This is a genomic window from Veillonella infantium (genome assembly GCF_002959895.1).
Taxonomy (GTDB): domain Bacteria; phylum Bacillota; class Negativicutes; order Veillonellales; family Veillonellaceae; genus Veillonella; species Veillonella infantium.
Genome location: NZ_PPDD01000010.1, coordinates 99,261 through 114,525, shown reverse-complemented (window position 1 = coordinate 114,525; position 15,265 = coordinate 99,261). Strand labels below are relative to the sequence as shown.

General features: G+C 38.8%; 18 protein-coding genes. 2 read left to right on the top strand and 16 right to left on the bottom strand.

Annotated features, from left to right (window positions below):
* Positions 1 to 40 precede the first annotated feature (40 nt).
* The 14 genes from VCHSUH03_RS06710 to VCHSUH03_RS06645 form a co-directional block, all read right to left on the bottom strand.
* The gene (locus tag VCHSUH03_RS06710; RefSeq protein WP_105094463.1) at positions 41 to 1,183 is read right to left on the bottom strand and encodes an elongator complex protein 3; all 1,143 of its coding nucleotides are present in this window, start codon (positions 1,181 to 1,183) and stop codon (positions 41 to 43) included.
* Positions 1,184 to 1,386: 203 nt separating this feature from the next.
* On the bottom strand, positions 1,387 to 2,124 hold the full coding sequence (rnc, locus tag VCHSUH03_RS06705; protein WP_105094462.1) for a ribonuclease III: 738 nt from the start codon (positions 2,122 to 2,124) through the stop codon (positions 1,387 to 1,389).
* Entirely contained in the window at positions 2,124 to 3,368 is a 1,245-nt protein-coding gene (fabF, locus tag VCHSUH03_RS06700; RefSeq protein WP_024066702.1) for a beta-ketoacyl-ACP synthase II, read from the bottom strand. The genes rnc and fabF overlap by 1 nt, the downstream gene beginning before the upstream one ends.
* A 36-nt stretch (positions 3,369 to 3,404) precedes the next feature.
* The gene (locus VCHSUH03_RS06695) at positions 3,405 to 4,361 is read right to left on the bottom strand and encodes an NAD(P)H-dependent flavin oxidoreductase (RefSeq protein WP_005386972.1); all 957 of its coding nucleotides are present in this window, start codon (positions 4,359 to 4,361) and stop codon (positions 3,405 to 3,407) included.
* A gap of 77 nt (positions 4,362 to 4,438) precedes the next feature.
* Complete coding sequence (locus tag VCHSUH03_RS06690) at positions 4,439 to 4,669, bottom strand: acyl carrier protein (RefSeq protein WP_004693441.1); 231 nt, start codon at positions 4,667 to 4,669, stop codon at positions 4,439 to 4,441.
* 51 nt (positions 4,670 to 4,720) lie between these two features.
* Positions 4,721 to 5,464, bottom strand: coding sequence for a 3-oxoacyl-[acyl-carrier-protein] reductase (gene fabG / locus VCHSUH03_RS06685; protein WP_105085447.1), 744 nt, complete (start codon positions 5,462 to 5,464; stop codon positions 4,721 to 4,723).
* Position 5,465: 1 nt separating this feature from the next.
* Positions 5,466 to 6,407: an ACP S-malonyltransferase gene (gene fabD, locus VCHSUH03_RS06680; RefSeq protein ID WP_039969254.1), complete on the bottom strand. Its 942-nt coding sequence runs from the start codon at positions 6,405 to 6,407 to the stop codon at positions 5,466 to 5,468.
* A gap of 10 nt (positions 6,408 to 6,417) precedes the next feature.
* Entirely contained in the window at positions 6,418 to 7,362 is a 945-nt protein-coding gene (fabK, locus tag VCHSUH03_RS06675) for an enoyl-[acyl-carrier-protein] reductase FabK (RefSeq protein WP_105094461.1), read from the bottom strand.
* 15 nt (positions 7,363 to 7,377) lie between these two features.
* Positions 7,378 to 8,373 carry a beta-ketoacyl-ACP synthase III gene (locus VCHSUH03_RS06670; protein WP_060924752.1) on the bottom strand — a complete coding sequence of 332 codons (996 nt, stop codon included), beginning with the start codon at positions 8,371 to 8,373 and terminating at the stop codon, positions 7,378 to 7,380.
* The gene (gene plsX, locus VCHSUH03_RS06665; RefSeq protein WP_105094460.1) at positions 8,357 to 9,385 is read right to left on the bottom strand and encodes a phosphate acyltransferase PlsX; all 1,029 of its coding nucleotides are present in this window, start codon (positions 9,383 to 9,385) and stop codon (positions 8,357 to 8,359) included. The genes VCHSUH03_RS06670 and plsX overlap by 17 nt, the downstream gene beginning before the upstream one ends.
* A gap of 3 nt (positions 9,386 to 9,388) precedes the next feature.
* Positions 9,389 to 9,949 (bottom strand): transcription factor FapR, encoded by a 561-nt coding sequence (gene fapR / locus VCHSUH03_RS06660; RefSeq protein ID WP_105085443.1) that lies wholly within the window; start codon positions 9,947 to 9,949, stop codon positions 9,389 to 9,391.
* Between the two features lie 320 nt (positions 9,950 to 10,269).
* On the bottom strand, positions 10,270 to 10,446 hold the full coding sequence (gene rpmF / locus VCHSUH03_RS06655) for a 50S ribosomal protein L32 (RefSeq protein ID WP_004693428.1): 177 nt from the start codon (positions 10,444 to 10,446) through the stop codon (positions 10,270 to 10,272).
* Between the two features lie 25 nt (positions 10,447 to 10,471).
* Positions 10,472 to 10,984 (bottom strand): YceD family protein, encoded by a 513-nt coding sequence (locus VCHSUH03_RS06650; protein ID WP_105085442.1) that lies wholly within the window; start codon positions 10,982 to 10,984, stop codon positions 10,472 to 10,474.
* Positions 10,985 to 11,085: 101 nt separating this feature from the next.
* Positions 11,086 to 11,220 (bottom strand): rubredoxin, encoded by a 135-nt coding sequence (locus tag VCHSUH03_RS06645; protein ID WP_004693422.1) that lies wholly within the window; start codon positions 11,218 to 11,220, stop codon positions 11,086 to 11,088.
* Between the two features lie 532 nt (positions 11,221 to 11,752).
* Here VCHSUH03_RS06645 and VCHSUH03_RS06640 point away from each other — a divergent pair.
* Positions 11,753 to 12,706: a nitronate monooxygenase gene (locus VCHSUH03_RS06640; RefSeq protein ID WP_105085441.1), complete on the top strand. Its 954-nt coding sequence runs from the start codon at positions 11,753 to 11,755 to the stop codon at positions 12,704 to 12,706.
* 17 nt (positions 12,707 to 12,723) lie between these two features.
* The gene (locus VCHSUH03_RS06635; RefSeq protein WP_060924757.1) at positions 12,724 to 13,272 is read left to right on the top strand and encodes a gamma carbonic anhydrase family protein; all 549 of its coding nucleotides are present in this window, start codon (positions 12,724 to 12,726) and stop codon (positions 13,270 to 13,272) included.
* 167 nt (positions 13,273 to 13,439) lie between these two features.
* Here the strand turns inward: VCHSUH03_RS06635 and VCHSUH03_RS06630 are convergent, their stop codons facing one another.
* Positions 13,440 to 14,678 carry a chloride channel protein gene (locus VCHSUH03_RS06630; protein ID WP_105085440.1) on the bottom strand — a complete coding sequence of 413 codons (1,239 nt, stop codon included), beginning with the start codon at positions 14,676 to 14,678 and terminating at the stop codon, positions 13,440 to 13,442.
* Between the two features lie 2 nt (positions 14,679 to 14,680).
* Positions 14,681 to 15,178, bottom strand: a complete 498-nt coding sequence (gene nrdG, locus VCHSUH03_RS06625) for an anaerobic ribonucleoside-triphosphate reductase activating protein (protein WP_105094459.1) — start codon at positions 15,176 to 15,178, stop codon at positions 14,681 to 14,683.
* Positions 15,179 to 15,265 lie beyond the last annotated feature (87 nt).

Sequence of the window (15,265 nt, the reverse complement as noted above, 5' to 3'; positions counted from 1 at the left end):
CCTCCTTTCTACTAACAACCCCAATTAATCATATCTTTTATTATAACACATATTGTAGGCCATCAATACAGCAACGAACAGTATTTCTCGTACTATCTTCAAACCAATCTATGCTAAATTGAGGATACGTTTCTTGGAAATATAAAATATTGCGATTTTTGAGACCTCGCACCTTTGATGTACTGCTTCTGGGATAAGAAATTACAATTCTATGTTTCATCAAAATATCACCACTATCCGAATAAAATCTACATCCTACCTTATGAGTATGGTAATAATCAAAATGAGAAAAATTGTAACTATTTTGCTTTCCTAATAAATTTTCTGAAGAAAGATGTTCATCAATACATCTTTCAATACGTTGTTTATATTGTTCATTTACAACGAGCTCACCCATAGCAGGTTCATAGGGACCTGCTACCAAACTATTGCCTGAATCGAGCTCTTCCGTGCTTTGTAATCCTGTACGTATAACTTCAATATTATGCTGTTCAAACCATTCCTTTAAGAATGCACAATATGTAATAGCTTGCTCGGTACTTAATGGCTTATATTCACCAGATCTATATTGATCTGCTAGTTCCGTATTTTCTATAACAAGAACAGGGTAGATTCGTACAAAATCTGGTTTTAGTTTAACTACAGCAATAGCTGTTTCTAGAATTGTATGCCAAGTTTCACCTTTTAATCCTGGTAAAAGCTGAACACCTACAGTCATACCACGCTGTTTTAGTCGCCCCACAGCCTCTACTACCTCTTGTGCGGTATGACCGCGCTTAGCATCTACTAAAATATCGTCATTCATGGACTGCACACCAAGTTCTACTGTTTTTACCCCATAAGACTGTAACAAGGTAATTGCTTCATCACCTACAGCATCAGGCCGCGTTGAACAACGTATACCATCAATTATGCCGCGCTTAAGCATCTCAGAAGCAGGAGCTAATAATTGATGTTGTAACTCTTTATGGATAGCTGTAAATGATCCACCATAAAAGGCGACTTCCCAAAACTTATCATTTCGTTTACTTCCCACATACTCTGTAATCGTTGCTTTAATATAATCCGGTGTTAGGTGACTAATACCCGATTGGCCTGTAATACGGGACTGGTTACAAAATGTACATACATAAGGACACCCTACATGAGGTATAAAAAAAGGTATCATACCAAATGGTTTCATAGTCACCCTCCTTTCTTATATAAAGTAAACTCAGCCAAAACCTTTTATATTAATATATTAATATCCATGTATTTATTCCTTATGATATGTAATTAATATATTAAGATATAAGGCTTTCGATACAACGATCAAACAATCATAAGATAAATATATTTACTATTCTATATACTATTATACAGAAAAAAGCGCCATTAGGCGCTTTTCTATTTGGCCATTAACTTTTCTAACGTTAATTGAGCCGCATGTTGTTCTGCAATTTTTTTACTTTTACCAGAGCCTGCCTCGTAAGTAACACCATTGATTTCAACCACCATATGGAAGGTCTTAGCATGGTCGGGACCACTTTCACTGAGCAAACGATAGACGATATGTTTATCACCATCCCGTTGCACATATTCTTGTAATAAGGTTTTATAATCCTTGCCCCGTTTACCTTCTAAAGCTTGCTTGATATAAGTAATGAGATGTTTTAAAACGAAGTCCATCGCCGTTTGGTAATCTGTAGAAATATAGATAGCACCAATGAGAGACTCAAAGGTATCCGCTAAAATAGAATTACGATTATTACCACCAGAAGCACGTTCACCATGACCGAGCAATAAATATTGCCCCAATTGTAAAGAACGACTTACAGATGCTAAAGAATCCTCACACACTGTAGCGGCCTTAATTTTCGTCAAATCACCTTCGGCCATGTCTGGATAAGTCTTAAATAGGTATTCTCCAATAATAAGATCCAAAACAGCATCGCCTAAAAACTCTAATCGCTGATTGTGATTAATATGCTTTGATTTATGTTCATTCGCATAAGATGTATGTGTAAAAGCACAATCTAAAATGGATATATCTGACACAGGTATGTCTAAACGAGCAACAAGCCCATGAAGAGATTCTTCACGAGCTTGTGTCATCTTACTCTTATGCGCTTCAACAGCTACCATTAGCCTTCATAACGGCGTACGCAAAGTGTACCGTTATGACCACCAAAACCGAAAGAGTTGGAAAGAGCACATTTAACTTGAAGGTCACGTGCACCTTCGCGAACATAGTCAAGATCCAAACCTTCATCAGGATTGTCACAGTTAATTGTAGGATGAACTTTACCAGTTTCGATAGCCATCGCCATAACGATAGTTTCGATAGCACCAGCAGCACCTAACAAGTGACCTGTCATGGATTTTGTAGAGTTAACAGCGATGTCTTTAGCATGATCGCCGAACAATTCTTTAATAGCCAATGTTTCATTTTTGTCATTAAGGCCAGTAGATGTACCATGAGCATTGATGTAGTTAACGTCTTTAGGATCGATACCTGCATCTTTAATTGCTAATTCCATACATTTACGAGCTTGTACACCACCTGGAGCTGGTGCAGTAATGTGGTAAGCATCGCCATTAGTACCATAACCTACAACTTCAGCGTAGATATGAGCACCACGAGCTTTTGCGTGTTCTAATTCTTCAAGAACAACGATACCAGAACCTTCACCCATTACGAAACCATCGCGATCGCGGTCAAATGGACGAGATGCTTTTGTTGGTTCGTCATTGCGTGTAGACATAGCTTTCATAGCTGCAAAACCAGCTACAGCTGCAGGAGATACAGCTGCTTCAGTACCACCGGCAAACATGATATCAGCATCACCACGTTGGATGATACGGAAAGCATCGCCAATAGCATTTGTACCAGAAGTACAAGCTGTTACGTCTGTAATAACAGGACCTTTAAGGCCAAGACGAATGGATACACGTGCAGATGTCATGTTTGCAATCATCATAGGAACTGCAAATGGACTTACACGGCCAGGACCTTTTTCGAATAATGTTTCATATACTTCATGGATAGAGTCGATACCGCCAATACCAGTACCAACTACAGTACCACAACGATCTAAATCTTGTTTATCTAAATCAAGATCAGCATCTTCACAAGCAAGAACAGCAGCACCGATAGCCAATTCTACAGAACGGTCCATACGACGAGCTTCTTTCTTGTCTACGCCATAGTTTGTAACATCAAAATCTTTTACTTCACCAGCAATACGCGTTGCATATTCAGATGCATCAAAGCGTGTAATTGGCCCAATACCAGATTGACCTGCCAATAACGCATTGTAAAAGTTCTCTTTACCGATACCTACAGGCGTCACTGCCCCTAAGCCAGTAATTACTACACGTTTTTCCAATTATTCCACCTCTTATAGCTATACAGCCCTTTTAAATTAATCAATCTCTGCTACTTGCTGTTTTAGTTGAGCAAAGATATCTTTAACTGGCATAATTTTGTCGACTTTTCGCATATTATTGCCAGAGAACACCAAACCTGTTTCCACATCACCTTGTTGTGCACGAGAAAGGGCACGGATGATACAGAATTTATGGGAACAATGTTTCAAACAGTTATCACACACCGTTGGAGGTGCTACAGTACCGTCTAATACAGATTCAGCAAATTTATTTTTAATTGCTTGTCCAGGTAAACCTACAGGACTTTGAATTAATACAATATCCTCAGGATTAGTAGCCCGTACATACATTTTTTTCAATTCGTCAGATGCATTACATTCATCAGAAGCAGCAAAACGGCTACCCATTTGAACGCCACTAGCACCTAATTTCAACATTTCTACGATGTCACGACCATCAAGAACACCACCAGCACCAATAACTGGAATATTTTTAACGGCAGCTACAACCTCTGGAACGATTTCTCGAGCAGAACGGTCCGTACCCAAGTGACCACCAGCCTCGCAACCTTCTACGATTACTGCTGCTGCACCTAAACCTTCAGAAATGCGAGCTAATTTTGCGGACGAAACAATTGGTACGATTGGCGTACCAGACTCTTTGCCCATTGCGAACATATCTCTTGAAAAACCAGCACCTGCTACTACAAGATCAATGCCCTCTTCGATGGCAGTTTTAACTAAGCCAGCAAATTGTGTTGCGGCTACCATCGCATTTATACCAATAATACCCGTAGGTGATAATTTTCTAGCTAATTGTATTTCGTATCGTAATTCATCAAACGGCAAACCGGATGCTGCAATAAGGCCGATACCACCTTCATTTGCAACGGCTGCTGCCAAGCGAGCTGTAGACAATCTAATCGCCATACCACCTTGAATAATAGGTACTTTGGCCACTAGATTCCCAATGCGAAGTTCAGGGAGCTTCACTATCAAATCCTCCTGTAAATAAAACCGGTTGGGAGGCCACTCGGCCTCCCGTACGGCTGAATTGTCAGCTTTACAGCTTATTTAGCAGAATCAATATATTCTACTGTATCCTTAACGGTTTTGATTTTTTCTGCAACATCGTCAGGGATTTCAACATTGAATTCTTCTTCGAATGCCATGATCAATTCAACGATATCTAAGGAGTCAGCGCCTAAGTCGTCGATGAATGTAGAATCAATGGTAACTTCAGCTTCATCAACGCCTAATTGTTCCACAACGATTGCTTTTACTTTATCGAAAGTGTTCATTGGTGGTTCACCTCCTTTCAAAGTGTATTTATATATAGTCTAATTTTGAAACTACATCACCATACCGCCATCTACATTGATGACTTGACCTGTAATATAGTTAGCAAAATCGCTAGCAAGGAATGTTGCTACTGTCGCTACTTCTTCAGCATTAGCCATACGGCCCAATGGAATTTCTGCAACCATAGCTTCTTTAACTTTTTCTGGTAATACATCAGTCATATCAGTATTGATAAATCCTGGTGCAATAGCATTAACAGTAATGCCACGACTTGCTAATTCTTTAGCACAGGATTTAGTAAAACCAATTACACCAGCTTTAGATGCTGCGTAGTTAGTTTGACCCGCATTACCCATAACACCTACAACAGATGTCATGTTGATAATATGACCAGAACGTTGTTTCATCATGATTTTAGATACTGCTTTAGTTACTAAATATACACCTTTAAGGTTGATATCTATAACAGCATCAAAATCTTCGTCTTTCATACGCATTAATAAACCATCACGCGTAATACCCGCATTATTTACGAGAATATCAATGTGACCAAACTCTTTATGAGCTTCTTCCACCATAGCTGCAACTTCATCAGCATTAGCTACATTGGCTTTAATTTTAATGGCTTTACGGCCTAAAGCTTGTACAGCTTCAACAGTTTCTTGAGCTGCACCTTCGCTACCGCTATAGTTAACCACCACATCAGCACCAGATTGTGCTAAATTGATAGCTACAGCGCGACCAATGCCACGGGATGCGCCAGTTACAATGGCTACTTTACCCTCTAAATGCATTTTATCGAACCCCTTTCAAAAATTCAAGCGTTTTCTCTAAGGATGCAATGTCTTCAACATTGGCTAATTCCATATCTTTATTGATCTTTTTAGTAAAGCCAGTAAGTACTTTACCAGGACCTACTTCAACGAATCGAGTTACACCAAAGTTAACCATTTCAGCTACGCAGTCTTCCCACAATACAGGATTTGCAGCTTGTGTAACTAAGGATTCTTTAATATCGTTTGCATTAGTCAAAATTTTACCTGTCACATTTGCCACTACAGGAATTTGAGCATCGCTCACTTGGATTTTATCCAACTCTTCTTTTAAACGAAGAGCTGCAGGTTCCATCAAACGGCTATGGAATGGAGCACTTACAGGAAGCATAACAGCACGTTTTGCACCAGCTTCTTTCATTTTTTCTGCTGCAGTTTCTACCGCTGCTGTTTCACCAGCAATAACAATTTGACCTGGGCAGTTGAAGTTGACTGCTTGTACAGAACCAACAGAATCGTTAACCTCTTTACAAATTTCTACAACTTGTTCACGAGGTAAAGCTAGAATTGCTGCCATAGCACCTTTGCCCAATGGAACAGCTTCTTGCATATATTCACCGCGTTTATGAACAACATACACAGCATCTTTAAAGTTCAATACACCTGCCGCTACAAGAGCACTGTATTCACCAAGGCTATGACCACCTACGATATCAGGTGTAAAGCCTTGTTCTTTAAGAACTTCATAGCAAGCTACAGATGCAGTTAAGATAGCCGGTTGTGTATTAGCTGTTTTAACAAGTTCAGTATCAGGGCCTTCAAAGCACAATTTGGAAATAGAATAACCAAGCGCTTCGTCAGCTTCTTCAAAACGTTGTTTTACAATAGGATATGCATTGTACAAATCTTGTAACATGCCTACTTTTTGGGAACCTTGACCAGGAAAAACAAATGCCGTTTTCATAAGGGCCTCCTTATTTACCAAGACCTTGAAGTTTTTTAATTACAGTTTCAGTTTCAGCCATGATATCTTTGATAATAGTTGCACATGGTTTAACATCTGTTAACATGCCAGAGATTTGACCGATCATTACAGAGCCTTCTTTTACATCACCTTCAATAGCAGCTTTACGAAGTGTGCCTGCACCTAAGTTTTCTAAATCTTCTTTGGAACCACCGCTAAATTCAAGGGATTTATATTTATGAGCTAATGCATTATCAATGATACGTACAGGGTGACCTGTTGTTAAACCAGTCATAACAGTAGCACGATCTTTTGCTTTCAATACTGCATTTTTATAATTTTCATGAGCAATACATTCTTCGGATAATACGAAGCGCGTACCCATTTGTACTGCTTGAGCGCCTAATGCAAAGGCTGCAGCCATACCACGGCCATCAGCAATACCACCAGCTGCGATAACTGGAACATCTACAGCATCTACTACTTGTGGAATCAATGCCATAGTAGTAATATCGCCTACGTGACCACCAGATTCTGTACCTTCTGCGATAATTGCATCAATACCACCACGCAACAAGCGTTTTGCAAGTAATACGGAAGCAACTACAGGGATTACTTTAGTACCGATTTCTTTTAAAGCTGGAATATACACGCCAGGATTACCAGCACCTGTTGTAATTACAGGAACGCGTTCTTCCACAACTACTTCCATAACTTCTTTAACAAATGGAGACATGAGCATAATATTACAACCAAATGGTTTGTTTGTGCGCTCTTTTAATTTGTGAATTTCATTACGGAAAATATCAGGAGGCATATGACCAGCCCCAATGATACCAAGGCCACCAGCTTCGGAAACAGCTGCCGCTAATTCTGCAGTACCGAGCCAAGCCATACCACCTTGTAAGATTGGGTACTCAATCTGCAATAAATCACAAATGTCAGTCTTAATCATCTTGATGTGTCCTCCTTAATACCATTTCAAGACAAGGCTAGCCCATGTAAGGCCTGCACCAAATCCTGCAAACGCAACATTATCGCCGCGTTTGAAACGCCCTTCACGATTAGCTTCGTCCAAAGCTATCGCTACAGACGCGGCAGATGTATTACCATACTTATGTAAATTAACAAATACTTTTTCCATCGGCATATGTAAGCGTTTTGCAGCCGAATCAATAATACGAATATTTGCTTGATGTGGAATAAAGAAATCCAACTCATTAAGTTCCATTCCAGCTCGTTCTAAAGATTTTAAAACAGTACGCCCCATCGTTTTAACAGCAAATTTATATACTTCAGAACCATCCATATGAATGAATGTTAAACCTTCTTCAATGCGTTGGTCATTGGCAACTACGGCTGTACCACCTGCAGGAATACAAAGAGATGGACCACCAGTACCGTCGGCACCCATATCAACACCTTTAATGCCATAACCTTCAGGGACTTCAGATACTACTGCGGCACCAGCGCCATCACCAAAGAGGATACTTGTACTACGATCGTTCCAATTTACTCGACGGGAGAGAATTTCAGCGCCCACAACGAGCACCTTTTTGTATAAACCGGAGCTAATATAGCTAGCTGCAGTAATCAATCCATATACAAAGCCAGAGCATGCAGCTTGTAAATCATAGGCCGCTGCATTCTTAGCGCCTAAATTCGCTTGTAATACACAAGCGGCTGAAGGAATAATCATATCCGGTGTTAAGGTAGCAAAAATAATCACGTCTATATCTTCGGCACTAACCTTAGCCATTTGCATAGCTTTTTTTGCTGCCTCAGTCGCCATATAGGATGTATTCATACCTTCCGGTGCAATGCGTCGTTCCTCAATACCAGTACGTTCTCTAATCCATTGGTCATTGGTATCAACCATTTTTTCTAGATCAAAGTTTGTTACTACATTGTCAGGAAGGAAGCTCCCAGTACCAATGATTCCAACCGGTTTACTCATCATAGTCATACTTCAAGGCTCCTTCAATATCCATTGTTTCTCTTATGTGTTGAATAATTTTACGTTCCACTAAATCACTAGCAATTTCAATAGCAGTTTTAATCTCTTTAGCTTTGGAGCTACCATGAGCAATCATAAACACCCCGTTAACCCCTAAGAGTGGAGCACCACCATTTTCTGTGTGATCTAAGCGTTTTGCCATCTTTTTTAAAGCTGGCTTTACAAGCATAGCACCAATTTTGGCAAAAATACTACCGGCCATAATGCTATCCTTTACTAATTGTGTAAGACCAGTTACCAAACCTTCTGCGAATTTAAGTACCACATTACCCACAAAACCATCGCAAACAACAACATCTACGACCCCTTTTGGAATATCACGGCCTTCAATATTACCTTTGAAGTTAATAGTTTTCATACGTTCCAAAATTGGATATGTAGCTAGAACGACATCGTTCCCCTTAGTGGCTTCTTCGCCAATATTTAATAACCCTACTGTAGGTTCTTCTTTACCTAATAAAAGTTTTGCATATTCAGAACCCATCAATGCACCTTGTACAAGATGTTTTGGTTTACTATTTGAGTTAGCACCAGAATCTAACATAACAGTAATACCACTAACTGTTGGCATCGGAGTTGCAATAACCGGGCGATCAACCCCCTTAATACGACCGAGACCAAACAATGCAGCTGCTACAGCTGCACCTGTACTACCAGGAGCAATCACGGCATCGCAAGCATTATCACGAACTAAAGATGTTGCTACCACAATGGATGCGTCCTTTTTCTTACGCAATGCTTGTCCTGGATGCTCATCCATACCGATAACTTGACTGGCATGGTGTACAGAAATGCGTGGATTCTTAGCTTCATTCCTAGCTTCTAATATATTAAAAATTTGCTGCTCATCGCCGACGAGCACCACTTCAATGTGTGCATTTGCTCGTACGGCTTCAATGGATCCTAGTACAGTCTCCAATGGAGCAAAGTCGCCACCCATGGCGTCTATTGCAATTTTCATAATCTACACCCTATTCTCTACGGATTCCATAATAAATTTTGCGCGAAATACTTCTTTTATTTTATCTCTTATAATGACCCAAATAAAGAACTTATTACCACGGCGACGCACAATTTCTGCTTTTGCCACCAGATTAGTACCAGCTCCAACTGGGTTTTTATATTTTATATTTCCAACCTCCGCAGAACAAACAGTAGTCCCCATGACTACCTTTGCGAGGGAATTTGCTTGAGCATATAAATACTGTGGCTCTACATGTCCAAATCGATCTTCCATATCAGAAGTAGTACGTAGCATTGATAATGCTTGTTGTCCTTCCGTAACATCGATCAGTTCACCAACCACTTCGTACGGTACATGTTCTACCGCTTCTTGTGATTGACCTGTAGCCATGACGCGTATGCGTTCACGCAATTCAGGAATGCCCAACTCTAGACGATCTAGACGAATCGTTGGCACACTTACATTAAAGTGTGTAGCCAATTCTTCATCAGTAAGAAATGGCGTAATATTCAGTTTTTCTTGTAACTGCTTTTGGCGCTCTTGCTTCTTTAACCGACTCATGGGACCACCTTTTATGACCTAGTATTAATATTACATCCTAAGTATATACAATAATTCCCCTATTGGCAAGGCTTTTCATATATATAGTAACAGATTTTACTCATATATACTAAATATAGATATTATTTTATGTTTAAGTATCATTTTGTTTATAAAAGTATAAAAAAATGCCACTATTCTACAGCTTTATATTACTATAAAATAGCGGCACTGACTAATGCATATGAAGTATATTAAGTTATATATATTACTAAAAGTATACAAAAGCATACAAAAAAGACGCCTACTACTACAGTAGGCGTCTTTTTTCCGCTCACATATTAAGCATTAGCTACTACTTGCTCACCTTTATAGTGACCACATGTAGGGCAAACACGATGAGGCATCTTAGGTTCGTGGCATTGTGGGCATGCTACATAACCAGGAGCTTCTAATTTCCAATTAGCACGACGGCGATCGCGACGGCATTTAGACAATCTACGCTTAGGTACTGCCATTATCTGCACCTCCTTAGTACAATCATTAGGACAATCTATCATCTTTCTCATCAAGCAAAGCACGTAACTCTGCAAATCGAGGATCCACCACAAAGGATTCACAAGAACAAGGTGAAACATTTAAATTTGCTCCGCAATGAACGCACAATCCTTTGCAATCATCCTGACATAACACTTGAGAGGGCTCATTGATGATTAATGTATCCCTAATTAGTTCGGTTAAGTCAATTTCCTCTCCATCGAAAGGAATCACATCTTCAGCAACGTCTCTAGAATCACTAAAGATTTCCTCAAAGGAATCCTTACGATCATGCTCTGTTGTAGTTAAACAACGTGAACACTCGTAATCACCTTTAGACTCTATCGAACCTTGAACGATGTAATTTTGACCATCAAACCAAAACTCACCATTAATGGTTATATCATGACGGCTCCAAGGAAAAGCAGTTACGTCACCAAGCTCAGAGGTTGGTATCGTATAGCTATAAGGAAATTTCTTTCCTATATGTTCTTTTGCTTGCTCTACTTGCAGTTTCATAATCTTACCTCGACTCATAATATTATAAACATGACATAGTGCTTTGTCAAATAAAAAAGACTATCTTAAGCGGACTCAAGATAGTCTTTTTGGTAAGTCAATTACATTTTTTCGAATTGGTCTTTACCAACACCGCAAATTGGGCAAACATAATCAGCTGGTTGATCTTCGAATTTTACGCCTTCAACAGCTTCGTCATAAACCCAACCACATACTACGCATACGTATTTTTCCATGAGTATTTCCTCCTTCACTTGAAAATTATTGTTTAATGTTTATCTTTTATAATTCAGATACTCTATCTGTAATGTAGTATATCAAAGATATCGAAACTTTTCAATACTCATTTTCTTAATTTCTCATTTTTTATAATATTTATAAAGCATATATAATATGCGGATTTGTGCTATATGAAAATTTGAAATGCATTATCAATTAGATGAATTTAGACTTAAATATAAAGTAACACACTACTTCATCACTACGCTGTTTCAATACTAAAAACAGTTATTATTATACCAATTATTGTTAGAGTATTAAATAAATCAACTACCTAAGGTGTACATAATTTATATATTATACTATTATATATAAGAGAATATAGTTACATTATATTTCAAAACAAATAAACTAATAACTTATTATATAAGTATGTACTTATGAACACTTACTTCTCTATGCGATATACGTATAATAAGAATTTTACTATCTTACTATGAACTATTGATTAGAGAAATCATCATTTATTTTGTTATCATAGGAGGATTTATGAGAACAGCTTTAACGGAACTTTTACAAATTGAATACCCTATTATCCAAGGTGCTATGGCTTGGGTATCTGAACACAAATTAGTTGCTGCCGTTGCTAATGCAGGTGCAACAGGTGTTATCGCCCTTGGTGGCCGCGATGCTGAATGGACTCGTAATGAAATTCGTGCATGTAAAGAATTAACAGATAAACCTTTCGGTGTTAACCTTATGTTAATGGCACCTAATAAAGATGAGTTAGTAAATGTTATTATCGAAGAAAAACCTGCATTTGTAACACTCGGTGCTGGTAATCCTGTACCATATATCAAACCGCTCCAAGAGGCTGGTATTAAGGTTATCCCTGTAGTACCTTCCCTTAAATTGGCTAAACGTATCGAAGAAGCAGGTGCTGATGCGATGATTGTAGAAGGTATGGAAGCTGGTGGTCATATTGGTAGCCAAACAACAATGTCCTTAATGGAGAATATTTTGCCAGAAATCTCTATTCCTGTAGTAGTAGCTGGTTCTATTGTAGATGGTCGCGGTCTTGCAGCTGCATTATTAATGGGTGCCGAAGGGGTACAAATGGGCTCTCGCTTCTTGCTAGCGGAAGAATGTCAAGCACATCAAAATATGAAAGAAGCAATTATCAAAGCAAGCGATACTGATTCTGTTGTAACTGGTCTTCTCTCTGGCCACGGCGGTGTTCGCAGCTTAAAAAATGAATTTACTACTCGCTATTTAGCAGCAGAAACTGATGGTGTTACTACACCTGAAGAGCGTACAAAAATGTCTCAAGGCACTAATAAACGCGCCGCAATTGATGGCGATGTTGTAAATGGTGCGGTACAAGTTGGACAAGCCTTGAATCGTCTTGTCGCTATCGAACCAGCTCATACAATTGTTCAAACTGTAATGAACGAAGCAATTATGTCTATTCGTAAGGCTCAACGCCTTCTTGAAATTGTTTAATGAATCAGGAGTACTATATGTTACCATTTCATGGAAAATATCCAAAATTAGATCCTAAAAGTTGCGTCATGCCCGGTGCTGAACTTGCTGGTGATGTAGAGCTTAAAGAATATGCATCTATTTGGCAAAACTGTGCACTTCGTGGCGACGTAAACAAAATTGTAGTAGGTCGTTATTCTAATGTACAAGATAACTCTGTTTTGCATGTAGACGACGATAAAGCATGTATCTTAGGCGATTATGTAACAATCGGCCACGGTGCAATTGTTCATGCAAGCACAATCGAAGATAATGTTTTAGTTGGTATGGGAGCTATTGTGTTGAGCGGTTGTCATGTTGGATCTGGCTCCATTATCGCGGCTGGTGCAGTAGTAAAAGAAAATACTGTAATCCCTCCAAACTCCTTAGTAGTTGGTATTCCAGCCCGTGTTGTTCGCACAGACGAAACACAAATCGAACGCATTCACAATCAAGCTTTAAAATATAAACACTTGTGGACAATTGAGTACGGTATGCTTCCTGATGCAGGTGGCGAAGAATACGATAAAAACGCTAAAATCGTATAAATGCATATAAAAAAGTTACACAAATAGCAAAAGCGGATAGTTGATAAACAACTATCCGCTTTTATTTTTATTGCGAACTAGACTTAGCTTTCAATATAACTAAATATAGCCTTATAAGTTAGTAGAATATCTAAAACGATACATTGATAAACACTCTAGTTCGAAAACTATTTACTCGTTTTTAATTTGGCCTGAACAATTTGTTCCACCAGAAGTGCTGTACCCATGGTCAACGCTATAGGGAAGAACATCTCTACGGAAAATCTAGTCAACTCAAGCATAAATACGCAAGATGTCATAGGCATTTTCTGTGCTAGTCCTAAAAATGCTACAGCACCGATAAAGGCAGCCATCCCTAATGATATAGGAGCTACTGCAATAGACCAAAAAGTACCAAATACTATAGCTAACGTACTTCCCAACATCATAGATGGAGTAATACGCCCACCATAAGCTCCAGCTGCTAATGCGAGTAATACCGCTACCCACTTAGAACCAAATAATCCTAATGCATAGGTCCAGGTAATATCATTAGCAAATGTTAATTCGTTCCCTGCCTTACCATTCCCTAGAATTTCAGGGAAATACATAGCTAACGCACCAATAATTGTAAACGCAACGATAGATATTGGGATCATAATAGGACTGCTACGATGAATAGAAGGTAACTTACCTTGAGTAATATTAAATAAAACTACACCTAAAGCAACAATAGCGCCCAAGGCGATAGAGAATTCTACATAATGACTGCCCAAGCTAGGTTGAGCCATTGTATATTGAATGACATCCCCTACACCAGCTTGTCGAGTTACAAAAGTTGCTAATCCACAGCATATAAGTGCAGCACTCATGGCGCGTATATTCCAAGTAAGGAGCAAGGTTTCTAACGTAAAGATTGCCGCCGATAATGGTGAATTATAAACTGCTGCTAAGCCCGCGCCTGCAGCACAAGCAATCAATAATTGGCGATCTTCTTGTTTTATGTCAAAGTGCTTAACTAAAAAAGTTGTAATCCCCGCACTTGCTTCACGAGGGGCTACTTCTCGCCCTAAAGGTGAACCTATAGCTACCGTAATAATTTGTAAGGTTGCATGAAAAACAGTAGTGATGGGATTCATATCCATCTTACCGGAAACCGCAGTTTTAATATCTACAACACCTTTACCATATCGGTGAATAAGAAACCAGCCCACACCACCTATGAGACCACAAATAATAAGTGGTATCAATCGTTCTACTGGAGATACTCGCGCTACAGCAGCACCAAAGCTCATATGATCTGCAGAAGAATAATTATATACAAAATGCTGAATACTATGCATTAAATGTGTATAAGAAGCCCCTACTAATCCCGCTATAAATCCAACAACAATTATGAGACCTATTAAACGTTTATCAAATGCCATACTTACTCCATTGCTAACACAACTTCACCAGTTTCTAATGTTTTCTTAACATCTATAATACGTTGATTAGATGAACCTCTAAATCGTAATGCTGGATCTTTAAGTTCATCTACAAATCGTCCATCTACAAGGATATCAATTTCGTGTAATAAAGCACTTCTCAACTCATCCCCTAAAATATTATCTATTTCATATCCTGAATAGGCCCAAATTTTCTTTTCCGGTGCAGCCCCTCGTACAGCTCTTACTACAGGTAATAAACCTTGTACATTTTGGAAAGGCTCTCCACCCAATAAAGTTAAACCTGAGCATGTAGGATTTTTCACATAGGAAACAACTAAATCAGTTTCAGCTTGAGTCCATTCTTTACCGGCATTAAAATCTTGGTATTCTTCGTTAAAGCAGTTATAACAACAATGCGTACATCCAGTCACAAAGATAGATGTACGAATTCCTTCTCCATTGGCAATATCATATTGTCTTATTTGCCCATATCTCATAATTACCTCCATAGTAGTGCATATCAAATGATCAACACTATATAGATATATTTCAATTTTTCACATGTATAGTAAAAGCTGTGCCCT